We start from the raw sequence: 23,118 nt of genomic DNA on the forward strand, positions 1-23,118 counted from the left end.
TTGAAATAAAAAAGAAAGTCAACAATCGAAGAATGTAAAGTCCTAAGAATTTTCTAGGACTTTTTCCATTCCTAAAAATTGTTGGAATAGCGCAGTCTTTTCAATAAATTTTAGGAATCCAAAAAAATCTTCCTACAATAAGTAAGAAGATTTTTTATTTTTTACTTTCTTAAGTTCTTTTTGGTATACCCTAATCCTAAACTTGCTAGTAACCCCAAGCCTAATAATCCTAGCATCGATCCCTTAGTTCCTGTATTTGGAAGTTGTTTCCTAGGTTCTGCTTTTGCATTTGTAGCTTTTGCAGGAGCTTGATATGTTTTATCGTCTTTAGTTCCTACTGTCGCAACTACAACCTTATTTTGAGCCTTCCCATCCACAACATCAACTACTTTACCGTTAGCGTCAAGAACTTCTTTAGGTTGACCACCCGCTTTACGAATTGCATCTGTCTTATCTTTCAAGGCTTGCAAGCGTTGTTGCTCAGCAAGGTATGCTTCATGGTCGGCTTTTAGTTGCTTAAAGTTCTCATACCCACGTGCCTTAACTTCAGCGATACCCTCAAGACGAGCCAACTCGTCCTTAGCAGTTTCCAACTCAGCACGAAGTACACCAAGCTTAGATTTAGCATCAGTAAGCTCTTTGTCTAAAGCTTTAAGGACTTCATCACGTTTAGTAAGGGCAAGTTCAAGAACTGTATGAGTGTCAGTAGCCTCTTTAGATGCTTCACGTTTTCGAGCAAGGTCTTGACCAGCTGACTTACGAGCCAAGACTGCTACATCATGAGCCTTAGTAAGGACTTCCAACCCACCTTTAGCAGTAACAAGAGATTGGTCAGCAGTAGCTTGTTCTGCCTTAGCAGTTTCAAGAGCTGTTTTAGCTTCAGCAAGCGCCTTAGCCTTATCAGTAGCATTTGACTTAGCAAGAGCGAGTGATTCCTTAGCAGTTTGCAAAGCTTCAGTGTCAGTAGATAGTTTGTCTTTAGCGTCAGCAAGAGCCTTTTCAAGTGATGGAACATCAATCTTGTTGCCTACCAAATCAGAAAGATGAGTACGAGCATTAGCAAGAGCTGTCTCAGCGTTAGTGTAAGCAGTTTGGGCTGACTGAACTGCTGATTTAGCTTCTTGAGAGGCTTTGACTGTGTCATCATAAGTTGATTGAGCCAGTGAGAGTTTTTCCTGTAGTTTGGCAACTTTCTCGGCAGTGCTTGGGGCGATTACGACTTTGGTTTTGTCGAATTTTGCATCAGCAGAAACCATATTATCTGAAATCTTGACATAGTGGATTACAGAGGTAAATGTAGCATTAGAACGGAAACCAAGACCAGTGTATTGCATGTACCCTGCGTACTTATCTTTTGGCAATACCCCTGACAAACTTGTTGCATGTCCCCACTTAGCATGAGCGTCATTGAATAACATTGAGAGGATATCATCATATATACGTTCCTTAACATCTGCTAGAGTTGTAGTTGTATCGTCACTGAAACCTGCCAACTCACCAAGAAGAACACCGTTATCTTTACCAACTTCGTTCAAAGCTTTAAAGTCGTGACCATACTCTTCTGTTGACTTACGAGCAATTTCGTTAGCAATACGAATAGCATCTTCCGTCACTACTACATCTTTAGTACCGAATTGTTTACGAATTTGATTGATAAGGTCTGCTGCGAATACTGAAAGCTCTTTGCGAGTCTCAAAATCAAGGTTATTGATGTCGACTTTTGTGTTTTGGTCTTTCTTAGATGCTTGAGGGTAAGTTAAATCATAACGATAGACTTCACCGTCTTCGAAAGTAATTTTACCAAACTTTTCGTACTCTTTGAAAGCAAGTGCTTTTAATTTTTCTGAAAGTTCTTTAGTAGGGTTAGCAAAGTACTCTTTAAGAAGAGCAACATACTCTGAACCTAGAGAAATAGTATATTGCCCAGCTGTAACATCTGCAAGCTCTTCTTTGGCACGGTCGAGGTCAGCTTTAGCAGAAGTAACTGCCTTATCTTTGTTAGATTGGTCAGCCTTAGCGTTAGCAAGGGCTGTAGTAGCTTGGCTGAGGTTAGTTTCAGCTTGAGATACCCCAGTTTGAGCGTCTTTGATAGCTAGGTCTTTGTTAGATTGAGCTTTTTTACCATTATCAAGGTTAGTCTGAGCAGTCTCTACTGCTTGAGTGTCTTCACTAACTTGGTTAGTAAGTGTAACTACCTCTTTTTCAAGTGGAGCAACATCAGTAGTAGATGAAAGAGAATCTACTTTTTTCTGAGCGTCAGCTACCTTATTAGCAGTATCAGTGGCAGTTTTCTCAGCATTAGATACTACCTTAGTTTGGTCAGCTACCTTTTCAGCAGTAGCCGAAACAGACTTATCAGCATCAGCTACGGTCTTTTCAGCCGTAGCAAGCTCGTTAGCTTTCTTGTCAGCGTCAGACTTAGCCTCAGCTACCTTTTCAGGTGTAACAGACTTAGCCTCTTCTACCTTTTTAGTAGTGTCAGCAATAGTCTTTTCTGCATTAGCAATGTTTGCTTCAGTAGTTGAAACAACTTCTTTCTGCTTAGCTACATCCTGATTAGCCTTATCTGATTCAGCCTTAGCCGTATCTATGTCTTGTTGGGTGGGAACTTTAGGTTTAACCTCGTCCTTAGCAACTACCTTAGTTACAGGCTCATTAACCGCAACTTCTGTCTCACTAGCTGATACCCCAGAGGATACCCCAAAGGCTGTAAGTGCTAACGTAGAAACGACTGCGCCTGTACGCAATTTCTTGATGGTTCCGTGACCTTGTGTGTTGAATTCCATCGTATAAACTCCTTTATGTCTTAAAAGACTGTTTTATAAATAATATTATACCATACTTTACAGTCTTTTAAATATTATTTTCGAAACTATTTCAGTCTTTTGATAATGATTTGTTTAATGAGATAAACTTGTATGATAGTTATGAGGTACTATCATGACGGAAAAAATAAATTTAAGAGAATTTGTTGCAAAACAAATCAGACTTCTAAGACTGAAAAGTGGGATGACGCAAGAATATCTAGCAGAAAAAGCTGATTTGGGTTTTAACTATATATATAGGTTAGAAAATAAACAATTAAACGTTAAGCTTGAAACCATTGAAAAAATTATACAAGCACTTGAAGTTGACATGAATACTTTTTTTAATATTGAAAATCAAAATCAAAGCGGAGAGTTTTCACAACTCATTGAAGATATTAGAAATCTACCGACAGAAAAAAGAGAACCTACTATAAAGGCTCTCCGAGATATATTAAAACAAATAAATTAAGCCAAGTATTTTTGAACTTGGCTTTTTAATTTAATTTTTAGTTTCTCTCTTTATATCATGCTCTGTTTTAGTCTGACTGTGAATAAATTTAGGTATATCTTCACCATTCAATGATTTCTTAGCATTATTGAATAGCCAATTTAGTAAAACAAATTTATCATAAGTTTTTCCAAATTTAATGTTAAATTCATTCATCCCCGCTAGTCCATTAGTTGCTTTTTCAATGCAATCCAATAAACCTAACTCTTCTAGACGTTCAACTAACATAAATGAATCAAGACGATTATCTAATCGAGATAATATTTCAATATTTTCTTCAGACTCCAATAGTTTTTCAACAAGAGGAAGATATTCAATGGCTTTCGACAGCGTATCTAATTTGCTAATAATTTCAAATAGATTATCTTGTTTAGAGATATGCTTATAAAAGTAATCAATCCATACAATTAGAGCGTAGTCATTATTTTTAGTTTTCTTATTTGGGAACTCTACATTTTTTAAGCTTGATGCTATGGAGTTTTTTAATGATTCTGCTTGTTTATCATCTGATAATACAGCTTTTGCCATATTTCTTAAATCAAGTTTTTCTAATTTATTAGTGATTATATTAGATACTTCTGTAATATAATCTTCATTTTCCTTCCCTATTTCATCCACAATAGTCTCTGCAAATCTTTCTAATGCAGTAAATTTTTCGTTTGTATTATCTTTATCAAAGGAAGGAAAAATAGCTAAATAATTATTTTTAGAAACTACCTTACCAGACAACAAATTTTCTGCCGTCTTGTCGCTCACGTTAACCTTTTTTTCTAGATAAGCAGTTTTGGCTTCATAATCTCCACTAATCCTTTGTTCTTTTTTGAACTCTTTAAATTCTTCCATATTGTGCATCAAATTAACTGTAACTGCAACAAGCATGCGTTCTTCTTTTTTTTCTTCCATAGTAAACATCCTTTACACAAAAAGTTTATGTATCATTTTAGCATTAATACATTTTAAACGTCAAGATATTAACGGATTTTTATAAAAGTTTAGGGTAAAACGTTTTCAATAAAAATCTTACAAAAATTTATTTTTTTTTTGAACCAAATAATCTCGATAAATAATAAATTCTATTCCACTGAAAGTGCTATGTAGCAAGCTTTAAACAATAGTGAGAACAGAAAAAAATCTTTAAAAAAACCAAGAAAAATTATTATTTATATTTTAAGTGAATTTAGGTAAAGTCTTATCAGTTTTTATGGAATAATTAAGATGTGAGGTAGCTATCACACAATACATATCTTCAATAAATTTGAAAAGCCGTGAATTTTTTGATGTATTTAATAAAACGGTTAGAAATGAGGTAGCCTATGGAAGCTACACAAACAACAATGCAAGGTCGTCTTATTGGCGCATCAGAACTAAAAGACTATGCTTCTGGTCTCAGCACTGGTCAAACTCAATTAACCATCGGTGTACGAACTCCAGACGGCCGATTCAATCAAACAAATATTAAAGTTGATATGGTTAATGTATCTGACTTTGCGACTTTATTTGATGAAAAAGTAGAAATTGTTCTTGAAGGTGTTTCTATCAACGCCTACACCAATGGGAATCGTGCTGCGCTCTCAGTAAAAGCTAAGTCTGCTTTTATTGAATTGGTTTAATGGGTAATGGGGAGTATCTCCCCTTATCCTTAGAAAGGAATCATTATATGTCGTTTATATCTTGGTTGATTATCTTATTTGCTGGATTTCTTTATTTAGCTCTTAGGGTAAGTGAAATTAGAGAAAAGCAGAAACAGGATCAGACGCTTCAGTTAAACCTTCCAACAATCACAGCAGATATTGAACAGATAATTGAAGAAAGCGCCACTGTTTCAGGTCAAAAACTTCTTTTTGATAGTCGCTACACTCGATTCTTGCAAAGTAACGATGACAATAGCTCTCACATTGTTAGTTTTCCAATTATGTTATCAAAGAAACCTGACATCAATGAAGAAAGCTATGTTCAACAAGTCTTTTTAATACAGTTTAACAAATACCTAGCTGAATCTACAACCTATGAAAGCTGGTCAGACAAAGGGCAGTGGCTTTCTGTTACGCCTCAATTTGGAAAACTGTTACGGTATAATAATCAGTATTATCTAAATTTGGGAATTCAGTTTTCTTACACTTCTAAATAGGAGTATTAACAGATGAAATGCTTTCTTGATAAAAATCTATTTGAGTACAGAAATCATTTTTTCTGGGATATACCAGTTGAGCGTGTACCTCACGCTCTTTTGGTAGGCTCCTCAGGCTCAGGTAAGACCTATGCAACAAAGGTCTTTTTAGCAAGGTTTGCTTGTACCTACCCAGAAGCAACGTTCCTTATTGGTGATTACAAAGCTGATACAGACTTTGCCTTTCTAAATGGCTGTAAAGGATTTAAGCGATTTGATGAGGTTTCAGAATTACTTACTCTAGGATTAAAAATCCTTGAAAATCGCCAAAAAGGAATCGATAGTTCCAGAGAATTTGTAGTGGTTTGCTTCGATGAGTTCAATGCGTGGCAAAATAGCCTAGACAAAAAGGAGCGTGAACAAGCTATTAAAGACTATACTCGCCTTATTCAACTAGGACGGTCCTTTTCAATTTTTGTCATTATTTCCCAGCAAGATGCCCATAAAGCAAGCTTGGGGTTGTCACGTGATTCTATAGGTACAGTAATTGCACTAGGCAAATTATCTAAAGAAACGGTCTCAATGCTCTTCTCTGATGAAAAAGATGACATTGTGCGAAACAATCCAAGAGGTGTCGGCTACATGAAGATAGATGGGCAAGATAGTCGTCATATACTTGTACCAAGTCACAATTTACCTCCTTTAGAAAAACTGATTCGGGAGGCTATTCAACGTTCAGACTGCTATTTTCTTGATGAAGAGGCTGTTGACCCTGATTCACTTTAGAGAATCAGATGGTCTTACAGCCTCGCCAGCTTTAGCTGGCTGTTATACGGGGGACATGTAAAGACCCCCGTTCCATTTGACCTTGTTCTAAAGCTATGTAAATTCCACTTTAGGGTAAAATGCTCAATTCCCTTAAAATGCTGTTATATCAACGTTATTCTATAACTTTTTATTTAGGGTGATTACTTCTTGAAACTGTGAGAGAATAAAAGCGTAGAAATTTCGCTACATTACAATAAATAGTTAACTAAAGCAATATTTTCCGCCCAGTTAACTTTCACTCTTTAGGCGGATAGAAAGAAAATAAAATGATTTGTAAAAATGAAATTGAAAAGTATCTTCAAAAAGATAACGACCATAACCCAGTCATTATGACCAGTGTCGATGAAGCTACATTTGTCATCCAACCGACAGAAGATACTGTAGGAGAATATCCTGATAATTGGCATCAAATTGCTTTATCGCTGTCTGAAACAGTAGCAGAAAAGCTATCCCTCCCAGTTCTCTTTGGAAATTATATTCCACTAAAAAACCCACCAGCAGGTTATACAGAGGGATTTACCTTTCAGAATCTCCCCTATTACTTTGCGATTGCTTGGCATCAGACTAACTTCACTATGGGAATTATCCTAAAAATTTCTGCATCAGCTTTGTCTCACTATAAAGCCTCCTATCAAGACTATTATAGTGAAGCAATTGACGTTCACAATATAGCACAACTGCTGTACGCTGACTATTATGATTTGCGCCTTTCTCGTATTGACCTTGCTATTGATTACTTTAATTATCCAATGGCTGTCAATGACCTTTACCAAGGGTTAAAAATCAAAAAATATATTATCACCAATCATAAAGGACGTAAAAATATTTCTAACATTAGCGCTCAAGAAGTAAATGGTCAGGCGCAAACGATATATATTGGTAGCAAGAAAAAGAATGTAAATGCTCTGTTGCGGATCTATAACAAGTATCAGGAACAATTAGACAATCAAGGTCGCTATATGCACTTAACTAAGTATTGCAATTCTTGGGTACGCATGGAGGCTTCCTACAAAGGTACATATAGCAATCAAATTCTAACCTTGTTGCTTGCTATTGATAGCTCTCAAGATTTGAGCAAGCTCATTGTCAACAAAATGATTGATAAATATTGTTTCCATGATGCAGAGACTGGTCAACTGTTGCCATTCACTAGTGATTTACTTAAAGGTTTTGGTATCTTCCCAGAGCTTGAATCCTTAAACTCCCGAAATAATGATTTATTAGCAACCATTTCTTATTTGTTAAAAGGTAGCGGATTTTATCCACTTCTAAGGAAAATTGAGGAAATTTGGGGTACGCAAGCCCGTAATCACTTCATCATCAGGTTAGTTCAAGAATACGAATTCAACTATATCCCAAATCCAGATGTTGGGATATGGTTAAACAAATTCGGTGATGAACTGTCAAAACTAAATTTTAAAGATTTTCTGGAAGATGCCTTTCAAATCTTTAACCAAAAAAACAACATCACTCCTAAAGATTCCGCCAAGAAGCCTAAAAGTGATGTTGCGGATTAGCAAGAGATAAGCAGTAGCTTACCCCTACTGCTATTATCTCATATTTCAATTATATTTACCAAAGAAAGAGAGAATAGTATGTCTAGCAATAATTTTGATTTAAAGCAAATCGAACTCATGCTTCTTACCGTGATTGACCTACTAAAACATTTAAATAGTGAAAAAAATAGAACTGGCATTATTTATACTCAAAAAGAGTTATTAGATTTACTGAGTATATCTCCAAATACATTGAGGTCATGGGAAAATAGAGGTCTTAAACGTTTAGAACCACCTATTGAGGGTACTAGAACCGTTTACTATCATATTGATACCGTTTTAGAGTTTTTAAGTCACAACTAGAAGTGAAATATGCTAAAATAGGAGTATCAAAAAAGAAAGTGAGATACTATCTATTTTAGCTTTTTTCAATTCTTCGATTGATTGAAGAGAGCAGCAATGAATATAGAAAAAATTATCCATAAAGGGAAAATCGTCCTCAAGAAAGTAAAGGACAATGGCGAGATTAGTTATTCAGCAAAGAGTATTTATCTAGGTTTAGATACAAAAACAGGAAAACCTGTAAAAACAACAATAACAGCGAAAACCCTGAGGTCCTTAGATCGCAAAATTACACAAGCTAAACTTGATTTTGAAGAAAGCGGTTCAACAAGACAAGAATCTTTTAGTATCTCTACATTATTAGAATTAGCTGAACTTTGGTTTTCAAACTACGAAACTTGGGTTAGTTCAGATAATACTCTCAATCGAGTGAGAAATTATCTTGATACCTATATATTACCCAAATTCGGACACTATCAACCAGATAAAATCACTTCTTCCGATATACAAAATTGGATTAACGAGCTTGCCCAAAAATCGAAAAAATCTGTCGATGCCGGCAATAAGCGAGCTAAAAAAGGAAGCGCAAAAGACTTCGGAGCAATCGCTCACAAATTAAGAGAGATTTTCGATTTTGGCATAACACACTTTGAATTAAAGTATAATCCTGCTCAATCTATCAAAATTCCCCCAAAACCTAAAAGCAATCAAAAACGCATTATGGTTCTTCATGATGAAGATTTAACTATCTGGCTAAATTTCGTTGATACTTTATCTAATACTAGGGCTAATCGGCGATTTAAAGTTATCTGCGACAGTCTACTTGCTTCAGGAATGAGAATCAATGAGCTATTAGCTTTGACTATCTATGACCTTGATTTTGAAAGTTCTGAAATATTAGTCACTAAAACTCTTGTTTGGAAAAATGCGAAACCTAAGTTAGGATTAAAAGGAAAGGTTGTTTGTAAAAATACTCCTAAATCTGATTCGGGCAATAGAAAAATAGCTGTTCCGTACCAAATTATTGAGCAACTTCAAAACTTCCATGATGAAATGAATCTTTATTTCAAGAAGAACGGTCTTTCAAAAAGTAAGTTGATTTTCCCAACTATTTACGGAAATTATATGTGCGATAGGAATGAACGTGCGACACTCAAAAGACGATTACAAGAAGTTGGTCTACCTGACTATGGTTTTCACTTATTCCGCCACACACACGCTTCTATGATGTTAAATGCAGGTATGAACTGGAAAGAGTTACAGGTTCGTATGGGACATAAGTCTATCAAAACTACTATGGACATATATGCCGAGCTTGCCCCTAAAAATCAAACACAAGCGGTAGATATTTATCTAAATAAAATTGCAGAGCTAACCTCATAAAATTCATGGCAACCTTTTTGGCAACCTCTGACAGTTTTATCCAAATCAATAGCTTATAAACATTGATTTAATAGGGTTTATCACAACTAAAATAGATTTTAAGTATTCCTTACAGAAGTGAAGTAAGCATTCAATACAAATCAATACATAAGAAAAACGCTGATTTTGAACTGCACCCCAAAAGTTAGACATAAAAATCTAACTTTTGGGGTATTTTTATTATGAAATTAACTTATGATGATAAAGTTCAAATCTATGAACTTAGAAAACAAGGATATAGCTTAGAGAAGCTTTCAAATAAATTTGGGATAAACAATTCTAATATTAGGTACATGATTAAATTGATTGATCGTTACGGAATAGAATTCGTCAAAAAAGGAAAAAATCGTTACTATTCTCCTGATTTAAAACAAGAAATGATTAATAAAGTCTTACATGAAGGCTGGACTAAAGATAGAGTTTCACTTGAATACGGCCTCCCAAGTCGTACGATACTTCTTAATTGGCTAGCACAATACAAGAAAAACGGGTATACTATTGTTGAGAAAACAAGAGGGAGAATACCTAAAATGGGACATAAGCTAAAAACGAGACCTGAAGAGAGGACAGAATTAGAACGTCTTCAAGCAGAAAATGAGTACCTGAGAGCGGAGAATGCCATCCTAAAAAAGTTGAGAGAACTCCGATTGAAGGAGGAAAAAGAGAAAGAAGAAAGACAGAAATTGTTCAAGAATTAATGACTGAGTTTTCGTTAGATATTCTTCTAAAAGCCATTAAACTAGCTCGTTCGACCTACTACTATCACTTGAAACAGCTAGACAAACCAGATAAGGACCAAGAGCTTAAAGCTGAAATTCAATCCATTTTTATCGAACATAAGGGAAATTATGGTTATCGTCGGATTCATTTAGAACTAAGAAATCGTGGTTATCTGGTAAATCATAAAAGAGTTCAACGCTTGATGAAAGTACTCAATTTACAAGCTAAAATGCGACAGAAACGAAAATATTCTTCTCATAAAGGAGACGTTGGTAAGAAAGCAGATAACCTTATTCAACGCCAATTTGAAGCCGCCAAACCAATGGAAAAGTGCTACACAGATGTGACAGAATTTGCCATTCCAGCAAGCAGTCAAAAACTCTACTTATCACCAGTTTTAGATGGCTTTAATAGCGAAATTATCGCCTATAATCTTTCAACTTCACCAAACTTAGAACAAGTGGAAGCTATGTTAAACCAGGCCTTCACAGAGAAGTACTATGAGAATACGATTCTCCATAGTGACCAAGGATGGCAATACCAACACGATTTTTATCATCATTTTTTAAAGAATAAGGGAATCCAACCATCTATGTCACGTAAGGGGAATAGCCCAGATAACGGTATGATGGAATCTTTCTTTGGCATTCTTAAGACTGAAATGTTTTATGGTTATGAGAATACGTTTCAGTCACTTGAGCACTTGGAACAAGCTATTGTAGACTATATTGATTACTACAACAACAAACGAATTAAGGTAAAACTAAAACATACTAAGATTAGTAGTGAGGAAATCTCCGACGGGAGAAAGTACTCACTACTTTTTCGTTATGTTAAAGTAGTGGTGTCTTGTTAAGTCGATAAGTCCTTTGGCGCTAGACGTCGTAACTAAAACTGACAAGACACCTGTTTTAGGAAGAATGTTATCAAAGTATGTGGGACGAAAAACGTCGAGTATTGAAAATGACATCACTAAAGCAAGGAATCATTCAAGACAAAGAGGTAATATCATGCGAGTAGTTTTTGGGATTGACGTGAGTAAAGCAAGCTCAGAAGTGGCCATCTTGGTCAATGGAGAAAAAGTACATGGCTATACCATTCCCAATGATGCCATCGGATTTAATCGACTACTTGGGGACTTGAAGACTGTTCACGAGCCAGAGATTATCTTCGAGGCGACTGGTGTCTATTCTCGTCGTCTTCAGGCCTTCTTTGAGGATAATAGTTACGCTTATACACGGCTCAATCCCTTAGAATCCAAAAAACAACTAGATAGCTTACGAGTACGTAAAACCGATAAGATTGACGCTGAAAAACTAGCTGCGTCTCAGTTCATCCTCAATCGTAAACCAAGCTATGTCCAAGAAGCGCTTTATCAAGAATTACGCGATCTCAGCCGTTTCTATCAGAATCTTACTGAGGATATCGTCTGCGCTAAAAACCGTCTGCACAAGGTTTTACAGGTCACTTTTCCTGAATTGGAAAACATATTGTCGGCACCAACTGGGGAACAATATTGGAACTTGGTCATGACTTTTCCATGTAATAGTTTTGTACTGGAGTCAGATGACGCCACATTAACAGCTATCATCCGTCAGTCTACGGCAAAACGCATCTCTGAAAAACGTGTGACTTACTTAGTAGATAAGCTTACAAAACTAGCTAATCAGTCTTATTGTGCGGTTAAGAAAACCTCTCCAGTGATAGAAGAGGTCAAATACTATGCAGGGGAGTTACTTAGGCTTTCTGAACACAGACAAGGTGTTTTAGAGGAGATGGTAGCATTGGCTCAATCTTTGCCAGAATACGAGATTCTTCTCTCTATTCCTGGAATAGCTGAAACCACAGCGACAAGTATTATTGGCGAACTTGGTGACATTCGTCGATTTCACTCTGCCAATCAAATCAATGCTTTTATCGGCATTGACCTCAGACACTATGAATCTGGAAACTTTCTAGCCAAGGAACATATCACTAAACGTGGGAATCCCTATGCCAGAAAGATTCTCTTTAAGTGCATTCATAACATCGCTTCAGCTAGCCACACCAATCCCTGTCATATCGCAGACTTCTATGAGAAACGGAAAAGACAATCGCAAGTGACTTCAACCAAACCACACACGATTGCCTCTATACATCGTCTCATTAGAACAATGTATTACCTTATAACGCATAACAAACTTTACGATTATACTTCTACCCAAAATCGGTAAAATTGTTTATGCCATATTATTGTAACGCCTTATCAAAAAAATCACCAGATAAGGTGTTGGTTTAGTGTACACTTTTTTCACTAAACTTTAGTTCAGAAAAAGACAATTTCCTTAGTTTGACTATGGAAATCAAACTATTTTTCATCAAATACCTTGATATACTTGACAAATGGTAGAAAATCGGTAAAATTGTTTATGCCATATTATTGTAACGCCTTATCAAAAAAATCACCAGATAAGGTGTTGGTTTAGTGTACACTTTTTTCACTAAACTTTAGTTCAGAAAAAGACAATTTCCTTAGTTTGACTATGGAAATCAAACTATTTTTCATCAAATACCTTGATATACTTGACAAATGGTAGAAAAGGACTTAGCCCTGTGCAATACAGAACTAAATCCTTTCAATAATTATTTGTTCAATTTTTGGGGGTCAGTACAGCTTTCTTTTTTGTATAAAATATGTGCTTTCTATGACTAGGCAATTTTCTTAATCGAAAAATTACGAAATAGAAAGAGAGATTTCAAATCCATGCATCCATTCGGATTTTACTACGATGTCGATTTTTAAAGCATCTGCTAATTGTTTGACAAGATAGAGACCCATGCCTGTTGATTTTTTCCTTGTCTCTCCTGAATCACCTGTAAATCCTTTTTCAAAGATATGAGGGAGGTCGCAAGCTTTAACTCCACACCCATTATCACAAATAATCAGGGTTTTGCGCCCCTTGTCACTTGACATAGAAATCTTGAGTTCTGGTTTGTCAGAGCTATATTTAAGGGCGTTGGCTAGTATTTGAGACAGGATAAATCCAAAACTGCGTTGATCGGTGTAGCAGATTCCTTGTATGTTCTCTAACTTAATCGTAAAATTCTTTTCTTTGAGCAAGGGATCAAAGTTCTCCAAAAGATCTTGGATACACTCTTCTAGGTCAAGGTCTTCAAATAGAAAATCATTTTTCTCACTTTTCACCCTGTAGTAGAATAAGATCTGTGATACATTTCCTTGGATTTGATTTTTCACATAGTCCAATTTAAAAGCAGTATCCTCAGGTAGTTGGTCACTTTGATTGTCTAAAAGGAGGGAAAGAAGCGATAAAGGAAGTTTAATCTCATGCGCCCATTTTTCAACATAGTCCTCGTACTCGGCTAGTAATGAGTTGAGTTTTCCTATTTGAGCCTGCTTTTGATAAAGTGTATCTGCTATTTTTTCAATGCTTTCTTTCTCTGAGGCACTTGATAAATTCAATAATTCAAGCTCAGTATCGATCTTAGGATTGGCTATGAAGGATTTATAGGCAGCGGCTTTTTTTCTTTCTTTTCTTATAAGTAAGAAAGATAGGATGAAAAAAAGTAGGACGGTGGCTAAAATATAGAGAAGGATGAGAGCTTGAAACATTCTCACATCTGAAAGCCAAAGCAGGACAGCTGTAAATAGATCAAATGCTAAGAGAACAAGTAACCAAGGCAGATAACTAGCTAGATATTTTAGATTATGTTTCATCTGGACTTACCTCTTCTAGCTTGTAACCAATACCTCTGACGGACTTGACTTTAAGGGCAATGCCAACCTGTTTCATCACCTTTTTCAGCCTTGCAATGTTTACTTGTAGAGCATTTTCATCGATGAACTCAGTTGTATTCCACAGTTTCATGCTTAGTTCTTCTTTTGTGACGACAGAATCAGTTGCCACTAATAATGTTTCTAACAATTTCCCTTGATTTTGAGGGAGTAAAATCGAATGTCCGTTGATATAAAGAGTATAGGTATTTCTATCCAGCAGGAAATTATCTTTTTCAAGCAAATTTTGTCTACCTTCATAGCGTTTCAAGATGTTTTCTATACGAGCCAAGAATCTTTCTTTCTTGAAAGGTTTTGTTAAGTACTCGTCAGCCCCTAATTTTAGGGCGTAAATCTCATCTTTTAGTTGTTCACGGGAGGTGAGAACCAATATGGGCACAGAGCGTTTGGACTTGAGATTTTTACAAATTTGAAAACCTGTTTCTCCTGGTAAATTCAAATCCAGTATGATTAAATCCGTATCGTATTGCAATACTTGCTGGCTTGTATCTTTGAAGTCAGTCAACTTATCAACTTGATAACCCGCTTTCTCTAACAAAATGACAATTTCATCTCGAATCAAGGCTTCGTCTTCAATAACCAGAATATGCTTCATATCGGCTCCTCCTTTTCCTATTTTATTCTACCTTATTCTACCTTATTCATCTCTTTTGGGTTCCATTAATGACAACAAGTACTTGTTGCTATTTTTCTTTACAATTCTTATATAGATGACTTCAAATCCAGCTAACAGTAGTATTATCACCATGGCTGTGATAAATTTCTGCCCCATGGCCATTCTTGCACTGGCTGGTACTATTCCTGTGAGGAGGGAGCTCACTCCGAAGCTACTACTGATAAGTGCAAGAGCTATTGGTAGACCAAAATACCAATTGATTTGTTTTTCTGAAGATTTACAAAGAGTTTCGTAGTTTGCTCCAAGATGGATTAAGGTCTGGTATCGTCTGTAGGATTGTCTTTGTCCCATCAAAAACTGAACGCCGATAATTGTATTTGCGACAACAAGGAAGATGATAGCCAGATAGATGGTGATATAGCTGGCAGAGATAATGTAAAATAATTGTCTTCCCATATTTTGTATATAGCTTTCATAACCAAGAGAGGTTTGATTTAGCTTTTCATTGGTATCTGAGATAGCTCTCATCAGGCCTTTTTCCTTGACTAGTTCAGGAGCTAAGATACCGCTGACATAGTTCGAGTAGCGACCGTCTGTATAGTTCATAAAGACTTCATCTGGGACTATGAGAGCGACAGAGAGGGTTATCTCACGATCCGTTACGATTGGCAAAGACTCCACCTCGCCAATCAATTTTACATCATTTCCCATGACTTTGATTTGAGGATTTGTTTTCAGAACAGAGTTGACGAGACTTTCATCTGGGAGAAAATCTTTCCCCATATACAAGTAGGCTTCCTTGTTTGTTAATTCTAGAGGAGGGAGACTGGCAGCCTTTCTAAGCTCATTGTATTCAGAGAGTGGCAAAAGGTGGCAACTTATATACTTCTGGAAATTATGGACTAAGACTTCCTTGTTTTTACTTTCTTTTTGCTCTTTCAATACCTTGATGAACTGTTCAAAGGACACGGACTCGAGTTCTTTTGGTTTGCCTACTTTAATTTGCAGAATCTTTGAAAACTGTGATTCTAGTCCAGCAGCTTCAAGCTCTTTTTTTACTGTACTTACATCAAGATTTTCATCTGTATCCTGCTTGCTATCTCTAAATGTATAATCAAATACGTGGGTTTGATTGCCTGAATTGCCACTTGCAATGGCAACACCTGCTCCAAAGAGGCACAAGGCAGAGAAGATTAAGAGGGAGCAGATGGCCAGTATAGTTGAGCGCTGGATAACTAATTCCTGAATCTGTCTAAAATTATAGGCATGAAGTTTTCGATTGTTTCCAAGCTTGACCAAAAAGTCTATAAATAAACGCATACCAAAGAAGAGGAGGATAGTTCCTAGAGTCCCCAAGAAAACAGTGATGCCCATGGTTATGACACTCTCCCAAGCTCGTCCACTCATACCCATGTAATAGGCTGTTCCTAGAAGCAAAATTCCGAGGACAGAAGCAAGAAGGTACACCCCCTTGGGGAGTAGTTTCTTCATTCCAGAGGGTGAATAGGTAAGCAGGTTTCCGATTTCCATATTGGCCGTCTTTGCACTTAAAAGGACAAAAACAGCTAATTTTACGGCTAGGAAGCCGATGACTGTATAGAGTAGAGCTGTGGTAGATAGAGAAAATTGATGTTCAATAATCCCTAGTCCCACAATTTTAGCGGTTATTAGGCTGATTAGTTCTGAAATCAAGATAGAAATTGGAAGGCCTATTCCAAGGGCAAGGACACTGTTTCTCAAATCCTCGAGTAGGAGTAGCAGGAACAGTTTGCTTCTTCGCATTCCCAGTGTGAGATAGACACCAAATTCATGTTTTCTCCTTTCCATCTGCATACTGCTTGCGAAGTAGACTAGAAAAAAGAGAATAAAGAGGGTTGCTACATAAAGAATGGGAATCATGCTAAAGAGTTTATTTACAGCGTCACTCTCTATTTGTTTGAGAAAGATCATCACATCTTGATGGGACAAAGAAAGGATGATGTAAAAGGAGATAATAGAAAGAACCATGGAACTGAAATACAAGCCATTATTCTTTCGATCCCTCTTGCTATTTCTTGAGACTAATTTAGAAAACATTGCCATCACCTCCAGCCAGTGCAGACATGACCTTTAGTATTCTGTGGTAAAAATCTTCTTGACTTTCTCTTGGATAATCGCGTCGAATTTCATGGAATAGTTTTCCGTCTTGGATAAACAAGATGCGGTTGCAAAAACTGGCAGCGACTGAATCGTGGGTCACCATGAGAATGGTGGTTTCTTCCACTTGATTCATTTCGGATAATTTTTGCATCAAAATGGTCGCATTTTTTGAATCCAAAGCTCCTGTGGGCTCATCTGCAAATACAATCTTAGGGTCTAAAATCAAGGCACGCGCAGCAGCTACCCTTTGCCGTTGACCACCTGATAATTGAGATGGGAACTTATCCAGAAGTTCAGAAATATCTAGATATTGGGAAAGCAATTCTAACCGAACCTTGCTTTCGTTGGCATCGACCTTGTGCAAAGACAAGGGGAGTAAAATATTTTCTTTGGCTGTCAGATTGTCCAAAAGCTCAAAATTTTGAAAGAGGTAACCAATTTCCTTGCCACGATAATCAGCTAACTGACTACCTTTTAACTGACCTAAATCTTTTTCTTGCATTTGAATGGAGCCGTCAGTTGGTTTGATGATAGTAGCGAGACAGTTAAGAAGGGTTGTTTTCCCAGAACCACTGCTCCCCATAATCCCTAAGAACTCACCTTTGACAACTTGAAAAGATATACCGTTCAAGGCTTTGGTGATATTCGGCTCTTTTCCATAATGCTTTTTTAATGATTCTACTCGTAAAATTGTTTCCATGTGAAACACCTCCATCTTTTGTTACTTTCATTATAATATGAATCAGAGTAGAATAACACTTACGGATGATGTAAGAAATCTTTATCATTAGGTTATTGGAGCTATACTTACTATATTATAGCATGGTTTCAAGGATTTAAAAAGAGGAGTTGAGAGTCGAGAAATTTTCCTAATATTGAAATTATAAAAAATAATACCACTGTAGTCCATGCTCCAGCAGTATTATTTATTATTTTATAGGAAACTCTACTCCCACTCAACGGTTGCAGGTGGTTTACTTGTGATATCGTAGACGATACGGTTAACGTGGTCAACTTCGTTTACGATGCGGACAGAGATCTTTTGGAGGACTTCCCAAGGGATCTTAGCGAAGTCAGCTGTCATTCCATCGATAGAAGTGATGGCACGGATAGCGATGGTATAGTCGTAAGTACGGCCATCTCCCATAACACCTACTGAACGAACGCCAGTGTTAACAGTGAAATATTGCCAGATATCGCGGTCAAGACCTGCTTTGGCAATTTCTTCACGAAGGATAGCGTCTGATTCACGAACTGTTTCAAGTTTCTCTGCAGTGATTTCACCCATGACACGGATAGCAAGTCCTGGACCTGGGAATGGTTGGCGCCATACGATGTGGTCTGGCATGCCAAGTTCAGTACCGAGGGCACGAACTTCATCCTTGTAAAGAGTATTTAAAGGCTCGATGAGTTCAAACTGCATATCTTCAGGAAGTCCACCCACGTTGTGGTGAGACTTGATGGTTTGAGCAGTATCAGTACCAGACTCAATCACATCTGTATAAAGAGTTCCTTGAGCAAGGAATTTCACATCTGTTAGTTTGCTTGCTTCGTCATCAAAGACATAAACAAACTCGTTACCGATAATCTTCCGTTTTTGTTCAGGATCAGATACACCAGCCAATTTATCAAGGAAACGTTTGGCAGCATCTGCTTTGACAATGTTCAAACCAAACTTACCACCAAGCATATCCATAACTTGGTCAGCTTCACCTTTACGGAGAAGACCGTGGTCTACAAAGATACAGATCAATTGATCCCCGATGGCTTTTTGGAGAAGAACCCCAACAACAGAAGAGTCAACACCACCAGAAAGTCCGAGGAGAACACGTTTGTCTCCAACTTTCTCACGGATTTGTTTGATTTGCATATCGATGAAGTTATCCATTGTCCAGTCGCCTTTGGCACCACAGATGTTCAAGGCAAAGTTTCGGAGGATATCATAACCGTGTACTGAGTGGCGAACTTCAGGGTGGAATTGGATACCATAGATTTTCTTGTCTGGATTTTCAATAGACGCGTAAGGACAGTCAGCAGAAGTTCCAGTACGGACAAAATCAGCAGGAATTTCTGTAACAGCATCCCCATGGCTCATCAAGACAAGTTGCTCATCTGGAGTACCCGCAAAAAGAGCTGATTCTGTGTGAGTCAATGTTGATTGACCGTATTCACGGTTACCAGCATCGCCTGCAGGAACAACCTTACCACCAAGCTTGTGAGTCAATAGCTGCATACCATAGCAGATTCCCAAAATCGGAATTCCAAGTTCAAAAATCTCTGGATCAATATCAAACGATCCTTCTTCGTAAACAGAGTTTGGACCACCTGAAAGTACAATCCCGATAGGATTGATAGCACGGACTTCGTCAGCCGAAATCTTGTGACTTTTTAGTTCTGAAAAGACACCAATCTCACGGATACGACGTGAGATGAGTTGGTTGTACTGGCTACCATAGTCCAGTACGATGATCTTTTCGACATCTTGCAAATCAGTTGAAATGTTGCTCATCTTTTCCCTTTCTTAAAAGAAATATCTTCTTGAATATTCTATCATAAAAGGGTTAGAATTACCAACCAAACAAGTGCGGTTTGACTTTTCCCTATGAGATAGGGTACAATGGAAAAAATAAAGAAAAGAAGTGAGCAAGCATGTTACCAGCTTATATGAAAATCCACGACCAAATCAAGAAAGACATTGATGAGGGAAGTTGGAAAATTGGGGAAAGACTTCCAAGTGAGCGAGATTTATCTGAGGAATTTGAAGTTAGCCGTATGACTCTGCGTCAAGCCATCTCCCTTTTGGTCGAGGAGGGGGTTTTGGAGCGTCGTGTGGGTAGTGGGACCTTTGTTTCTAGTACTCGTGTTCAGGAAAAAATGCGTGGAACAACTAGTTTTACGGAGATTGTAAAAGCACAGGGTAAAACACCATCGAGTCATCTGATTTCCTATCGTCGAACGATTCCTAATGAGCAAGAAGTTGAAAAATTAGGGATTAAGGCTACTGAAAATATTATCCGGATGGAACGTGTTCGTTATGCAGATCAAGTTCCTGTAGTCTACGAGGTGGCTTCTATCCCTGAGAAATTTATCAAAAATTTTAAGAAAGAAGAAGTAACCAAGCACTTCTTTCAAACCTTGCAGAAACATGGTTATCGGATTGGTAAATCTCACCAGACTATATATGCTCGCTTAGCCAAGGAAAAAATTGCTCATTATCTGGAAGTGGAAAAGGGACATGCTATTTTAGGGCTTACTCAGGTTTCATACTTTGATGATGGTACAGCTTTCGAGTATGTAAAGAGCCAATACGTCGGAGAACGTTTTGAGTTTTATCTAGAAAATAATTAGTTTTTAACAATACTCTTGGAGTAAAATCAGATCTACTTTAAGAGTTTTTTTAGTTGGTTTGGATTAGAAAATATTTTCCTTCTGAGAAAAATAGTAATCATACGAGTATTTTTCAAAGATTCGTGTTATAATAGTTAGGTTATATGGTCCCGATAAGGTGGTAGTGAACGTCGTTTATCGATTCTCTACCAGTACTTTGTAACTCTATAACGAATATTTTTTAAGGGGGGACATTTTTATGTCAGAACGTAAATTATTCACGTCTGAATCTGTATCTGAGGGGCATCCAGATAAGATTGCAGACCAAATTTCAGATGCTATCTTGGATGCTATTATAGAGCAAGATCCAGAAGCCCACGTTGCTGCTGAAACAGCTGTTTATACTGGTTCAGTTCATGTTTTTGGTGAAATTTCGACCAATGCCTATGTAGATATTAACCGTGTGGTACGTGATACGATTGCAGAGATTGGCTATACTAATACAGAGTATGGATTTTCTGCTGAGACCGTAGGAGTTCACCCATCATTGGTAGAACAATCTCCTGATATCGCCCAAGGTGTTAATGAAGCCTTGGAAGTTCGTGGAAATGCTGATCAAGATCCACTTGATTTGATTGGAGCTGGAGACCAAGGTCTCATGTTTGGTTTTGCGGTTAATGAAACTGAAGAACTCATGCCATTGCCAATCTCACTCAGCCATAAGTTGGTTCGTCGCTTGGCAGAACTACGTAAGTCTGGTGAAATTAGCTATCTTCGTCCAGATGCTAAATCTCAAGTTACTGTTGAATATGATGAAAATGACCAGCCAGTGCGCGTGGATACAGTCGTTATTTCAACTCAACACGATCCAGAAGTGAGCAATGAACAAATTCATGAAGATGTGATTAACAAGGTTATCAAAGAAGTCATTCCAGCTTCTTATCTTGACGATGAGACTAAATTCTTTATCAATCCAACAGGTCGTTTCGTTATTGGAGGGCCTCAAGGAGACTCAGGTTTGACAGGTCGTAAGATCATCGTGGATACTTATGGTGGATACTCACGTCATGGTGGTGGTGCCTTCTCTGGTAAAGATGCGACTAAGGTTGACCGTTCAGCTTCTTATGCAGCTCGCTACATTGCAAAAAACATCGTTGCAGCAGGACTTGCTAAGAAAGCAGAAGTTCAATTGGCTTATGCAATCGGTGTAGCCCAACCTGTATCTGTTCGTATCGATACCTTCGGTACTGGTACAGTAGCTGAAAGCAAGCTTGAAAAAGCAGCGCGTCAAATCTTTGACCTTCGTCCAGCAGGAATCATCCAAATGCTGGATCTGAAACGTCCAATCTACCGTCAAACAGCGGCTTATGGACACATGGGACGTACAGATATCGATCTTCCATGGGAACGCTTGGATAAGGTTGACGCCTTGAAAGAAGCAGTTAAATAATATTAAAAAAGATTGGTACAACTACCAATCTTTTTGCATATAAAATCAGTTGTTAAACTGATTCAGAACGAAGACAAACGTCATTTTTGGCGTTTGTATTTTTCTGTTTTCAAAAATATGTTGTCTCATCATCTGATATTCCATTCAAAAATCGGATTTAGAACAAAATAAAAAGGGATATTCTCTATCCATTTCACCAGTTTTTTGATATTTAAACACGCCAAAGTAAGCCCAACCTGATCCTCCATTTTGGACTTTCCTTTCTCTCTAGTGTATCTCAAATTATGGTACTCCTTAGCCGTCCCAAAAAGCCGTTCAATTGTTTCTTTGCGCTTCTTATAGAGCTCTTTCATTTCTCTTTGGTGACGAATCTCCTCACAAAATTCAAGGGCATCTTTCCAGACATGTCTCGTTACTACTTTTTGAAAATTCTTGCTTTGGGTACAAACGGATAATAAGGGACAATTAACACATACTTTGGGATTACTCTTATACTCACGGTAGCCTTCTCGAGTGGTAGTGCGATAGCTTAATACTTGATTCTCTGGACAGACATAAGAGTCATGACTTGCATCATAAACAAAATTACTAGGCCTTAAGTTCCCCTTTACTCCCTTTGGACGAGTATAAGGGAAGACAGGGATGATGTTACGTTCTAATAAATAATGGGCAATAGTTGGGGTTTTGTAGCCTGAATCCGCAATAATATAGTGGGGGGAGAAAGGCTCTAACTTTGAAAATAAGGCAGGGAAAGCCTGACTGTCATGAACATTTCCTGCTTCAACCGTATAAGCTAAGGCCCAACCATGCTTATCGCAAGCAACTTGGGCAGAATAGGCAAATACTTCCTTGTGTTCACCCTTGTGAAACCAACCACACTCGGGATCTGTTGTTGAGATTTTCTTTTCTTTTGCCTCACTTTCTTTTGCGGGCTTTAAGGACTTTTTTGCGTGTTTTTTCCGATCTAAATCAATCTCAACTGCCAATTGTTCACTCATAAATTTAGCTTGTTGGTTCACCATTTCCTTACGATACTTGTGACTATTAGCTGCCGCTTTAATATGGGTACCATCCACAAATATTTCAGAAGGATCAATTAAACCTGCATACAAAGCTTGATTGAGAACTTGGGAAAAAATCTCAGAAATGAGTTCTTTATCTTGAAAACGACGACTGTAATTTTTCCCATAGGTAGTAAAATGAGGAACCTTATCATCTAAAGTTAGTCCGAGAAACCAACGATAGGCCACGTTTACTTCAATCTCTTTCATAGTTTGGCGCATGGAACGGATACCATAAAAACATTTAATCAAAGGAATTTTGACTAACATGACGGGATCAAGACTAGGACGACCGTTATTTGGACTATAGGTATCTTCTACCAAATCATAAATAAAGTCAAAATCAACTTTTGAATCAACTTGTCGAAGAAAGTGATCTTTAGGGACCAATTCGTCTATTGTATAGAAACCATATTGCTTACGATTATAATCAGGTTTTTCTTTGTGAAACATAGGGAACACCTCACAACTCTTCTTACCTCTATTATACGACTTTACACAA

19 protein-coding genes are annotated in these 23,118 nt (G+C 37.4%); 11 read left to right on the plus strand and 8 right to left on the minus strand.

Going from position 1 to position 23,118, the window contains the following annotated elements; genetic code table 11:
• Nucleotides 1-161: 161 nt before the first annotated feature.
• A complete protein-coding gene (locus tag QM867_RS04010; RefSeq protein WP_414315209.1) occupies nt 162-2,786 on the minus strand; it encodes an SEC10/PgrA surface exclusion domain-containing protein in 2,625 nt (874 codons plus the stop codon).
• A gap of 154 nt (nt 2,787-2,940) precedes the next feature.
• Here QM867_RS04010 and QM867_RS04015 point away from each other — a divergent pair, with 154 nt between their 5' ends.
• Nucleotides 2,941-3,276, plus strand: a complete 336-nt coding sequence (locus tag QM867_RS04015) for a helix-turn-helix domain-containing protein (protein WP_047206714.1) — start codon at nt 2,941-2,943, stop codon at nt 3,274-3,276.
• A 30-nt stretch (nt 3,277-3,306) separates the two neighbouring features.
• Here the strand turns inward: QM867_RS04015 and QM867_RS04020 are convergent, their stop codons facing one another.
• Nucleotides 3,307-4,218 (minus strand): hypothetical protein, encoded by a 912-nt coding sequence (locus tag QM867_RS04020; RefSeq protein WP_261026644.1) that lies wholly within the window; start codon nt 4,216-4,218, stop codon nt 3,307-3,309.
• A 410-nt stretch (nt 4,219-4,628) separates the two neighbouring features.
• On the opposite strand from QM867_RS04020, the gene QM867_RS04025 reads away from it, so the two are divergent.
• The 8 genes from QM867_RS04025 (at nt 4,629) to QM867_RS04060 (ending at nt 12,443) form a co-directional block, all read left to right on the plus strand.
• Entirely contained in the window at nt 4,629-4,925 is a 297-nt protein-coding gene (locus QM867_RS04025) for a hypothetical protein (protein ID WP_261026645.1), read from the plus strand.
• A gap of 47 nt (nt 4,926-4,972) precedes the next feature.
• Nucleotides 4,973-5,443: an RNA-binding protein gene (locus QM867_RS04030; protein ID WP_261026646.1), complete on the plus strand. Its 471-nt coding sequence runs from the start codon at nt 4,973-4,975 to the stop codon at nt 5,441-5,443.
• A gap of 12 nt (nt 5,444-5,455) precedes the next feature.
• Nucleotides 5,456-6,208 (plus strand): cell division protein FtsK, encoded by a 753-nt coding sequence (locus tag QM867_RS04035; RefSeq protein ID WP_261026648.1) that lies wholly within the window; start codon nt 5,456-5,458, stop codon nt 6,206-6,208.
• 308 nt (nt 6,209-6,516) lie between these two features.
• Entirely contained in the window at nt 6,517-7,767 is a 1,251-nt protein-coding gene (locus tag QM867_RS04040; protein ID WP_261026649.1) for a replication initiation factor domain-containing protein, read from the plus strand.
• A 78-nt stretch (nt 7,768-7,845) separates the two neighbouring features.
• On the plus strand, nt 7,846-8,109 hold the full coding sequence (locus QM867_RS04045) for a MerR family transcriptional regulator (RefSeq protein ID WP_049538669.1): 264 nt from the start codon (nt 7,846-7,848) through the stop codon (nt 8,107-8,109).
• A 96-nt stretch (nt 8,110-8,205) separates the two neighbouring features.
• The gene (locus tag QM867_RS04050) at nt 8,206-9,471 is read left to right on the plus strand and encodes a site-specific integrase (RefSeq protein WP_261026652.1); all 1,266 of its coding nucleotides are present in this window, start codon (nt 8,206-8,208) and stop codon (nt 9,469-9,471) included.
• A 221-nt stretch (nt 9,472-9,692) separates the two neighbouring features.
• A protein-coding gene (locus QM867_RS04055) for an IS3 family transposase (RefSeq protein ID WP_414315210.1) occupies nt 9,693-11,086 on the plus strand; the annotation gives its coding sequence in 2 pieces (ribosomal slippage) (nt 9,693-10,134 and nt 10,134-11,086; 1,395 coding nt in all).
• Nucleotides 11,087-11,240: 154 nt separating this feature from the next.
• Nucleotides 11,241-12,443 (plus strand): IS110 family transposase, encoded by a 1,203-nt coding sequence (locus QM867_RS04060; RefSeq protein WP_414315211.1) that lies wholly within the window; start codon nt 11,241-11,243, stop codon nt 12,441-12,443.
• A gap of 500 nt (nt 12,444-12,943) precedes the next feature.
• On the opposite strand, the gene QM867_RS04065 is transcribed toward QM867_RS04060, so the two are convergent.
• The 5 genes from QM867_RS04065 to guaA form a co-directional block, all read right to left on the minus strand.
• Nucleotides 12,944-13,945, minus strand: a complete 1,002-nt coding sequence (locus QM867_RS04065; protein ID WP_414315212.1) for a sensor histidine kinase — start codon at nt 13,943-13,945, stop codon at nt 12,944-12,946.
• Nucleotides 13,935-14,618: a response regulator transcription factor gene (locus tag QM867_RS04070; protein WP_316108336.1), complete on the minus strand. Its 684-nt coding sequence runs from the start codon at nt 14,616-14,618 to the stop codon at nt 13,935-13,937. Before QM867_RS04070 ends, QM867_RS04065 begins: the two co-directional genes overlap by 11 nt.
• A gap of 42 nt (nt 14,619-14,660) precedes the next feature.
• Entirely contained in the window at nt 14,661-16,715 is a 2,055-nt protein-coding gene (locus tag QM867_RS04075) for an FtsX-like permease family protein (RefSeq protein ID WP_414315213.1), read from the minus strand.
• Nucleotides 16,705-17,478 carry an ABC transporter ATP-binding protein gene (locus QM867_RS04080; RefSeq protein ID WP_004251193.1) on the minus strand — a complete coding sequence of 258 codons (774 nt, stop codon included), beginning with the start codon at nt 17,476-17,478 and terminating at the stop codon, nt 16,705-16,707. Before QM867_RS04080 ends, QM867_RS04075 begins: the two co-directional genes overlap by 11 nt.
• A 246-nt stretch (nt 17,479-17,724) precedes the next feature.
• On the minus strand, nt 17,725-19,287 hold the full coding sequence (gene guaA / locus QM867_RS04085; protein ID WP_248034583.1) for a glutamine-hydrolyzing GMP synthase: 1,563 nt from the start codon (nt 19,285-19,287) through the stop codon (nt 17,725-17,727).
• Between the two features lie 140 nt (nt 19,288-19,427).
• Here guaA and QM867_RS04090 point away from each other — a divergent pair, with 140 nt between their 5' ends.
• Nucleotides 19,428-20,126, plus strand: coding sequence for a GntR family transcriptional regulator (locus QM867_RS04090; protein WP_248034584.1), 699 nt, complete (start codon nt 19,428-19,430; stop codon nt 20,124-20,126).
• Nucleotides 20,127-20,364: 238 nt separating this feature from the next.
• Nucleotides 20,365-21,555, plus strand: a complete 1,191-nt coding sequence (metK, locus tag QM867_RS04095) for a methionine adenosyltransferase (protein WP_414315214.1) — start codon at nt 20,365-20,367, stop codon at nt 21,553-21,555.
• Nucleotides 21,556-21,683: 128 nt separating this feature from the next.
• Here metK and QM867_RS04100 read toward each other — a convergent pair whose 3' ends face one another.
• Nucleotides 21,684-23,069: an IS1182 family transposase gene (locus tag QM867_RS04100; protein WP_414315215.1), complete on the minus strand. Its 1,386-nt coding sequence runs from the start codon at nt 23,067-23,069 to the stop codon at nt 21,684-21,686.
• Nucleotides 23,070-23,118 lie beyond the last annotated feature (49 nt).

This window comes from Streptococcus infantis, assembly GCF_047463635.1.
Lineage (GTDB): Bacteria > Bacillota > Bacilli > Lactobacillales > Streptococcaceae > Streptococcus > Streptococcus infantis_W.

Excerpts from the sequence above, each read along its gene's own strand:
- QM867_RS04010 (WP_414315209.1), bottom strand. The coding sequence starts at position 2,786 with ATGGAATTCAACACACAAGGTCACGGAACCATCAAGAAATTGCGTACA.
- QM867_RS04015 (WP_047206714.1), top strand. The coding sequence starts at position 2,941 with ATGACGGAAAAAATAAATTTAAGAGAATTTGTTGCAAAACAAATCAGA.
- QM867_RS04020 (WP_261026644.1), bottom strand. The coding sequence starts at position 4,218 with ATGGAAGAAAAAAAAGAAGAACGCATGCTTGTTGCAGTTACAGTTAAT.
- QM867_RS04025 (WP_261026645.1), top strand. The coding sequence starts at position 4,629 with ATGGAAGCTACACAAACAACAATGCAAGGTCGTCTTATTGGCGCATCA.
- QM867_RS04030 (WP_261026646.1), top strand. The coding sequence starts at position 4,973 with ATGTCGTTTATATCTTGGTTGATTATCTTATTTGCTGGATTTCTTTAT.
- QM867_RS04035 (WP_261026648.1), top strand. The coding sequence starts at position 5,456 with ATGAAATGCTTTCTTGATAAAAATCTATTTGAGTACAGAAATCATTTT.
- QM867_RS04040 (WP_261026649.1), top strand. The coding sequence starts at position 6,517 with ATGATTTGTAAAAATGAAATTGAAAAGTATCTTCAAAAAGATAACGAC.
- QM867_RS04045 (WP_049538669.1), top strand. The coding sequence starts at position 7,846 with ATGTCTAGCAATAATTTTGATTTAAAGCAAATCGAACTCATGCTTCTT.
- QM867_RS04050 (WP_261026652.1), top strand. The coding sequence starts at position 8,206 with ATGAATATAGAAAAAATTATCCATAAAGGGAAAATCGTCCTCAAGAAA.
- QM867_RS04060 (WP_414315211.1), top strand. The coding sequence starts at position 11,241 with ATGCGAGTAGTTTTTGGGATTGACGTGAGTAAAGCAAGCTCAGAAGTG.
- QM867_RS04065 (WP_414315212.1), bottom strand. The coding sequence starts at position 13,945 with ATGAAACATAATCTAAAATATCTAGCTAGTTATCTGCCTTGGTTACTT.
- QM867_RS04070 (WP_316108336.1), bottom strand. The coding sequence starts at position 14,618 with ATGAAGCATATTCTGGTTATTGAAGACGAAGCCTTGATTCGAGATGAA.
- QM867_RS04075 (WP_414315213.1), bottom strand. The coding sequence starts at position 16,715 with ATGTTTTCTAAATTAGTCTCAAGAAATAGCAAGAGGGATCGAAAGAAT.
- QM867_RS04080 (WP_004251193.1), bottom strand. The coding sequence starts at position 17,478 with ATGGAAACAATTTTACGAGTAGAATCATTAAAAAAGCATTATGGAAAA.
- guaA (WP_248034583.1), bottom strand. The coding sequence starts at position 19,287 with ATGAGCAACATTTCAACTGATTTGCAAGATGTCGAAAAGATCATCGTA.
- QM867_RS04090 (WP_248034584.1), top strand. The coding sequence starts at position 19,428 with ATGTTACCAGCTTATATGAAAATCCACGACCAAATCAAGAAAGACATT.
- metK (WP_414315214.1), top strand. The coding sequence starts at position 20,365 with ATGTCAGAACGTAAATTATTCACGTCTGAATCTGTATCTGAGGGGCAT.
- QM867_RS04100 (WP_414315215.1), bottom strand. The coding sequence starts at position 23,069 with ATGTTTCACAAAGAAAAACCTGATTATAATCGTAAGCAATATGGTTTC.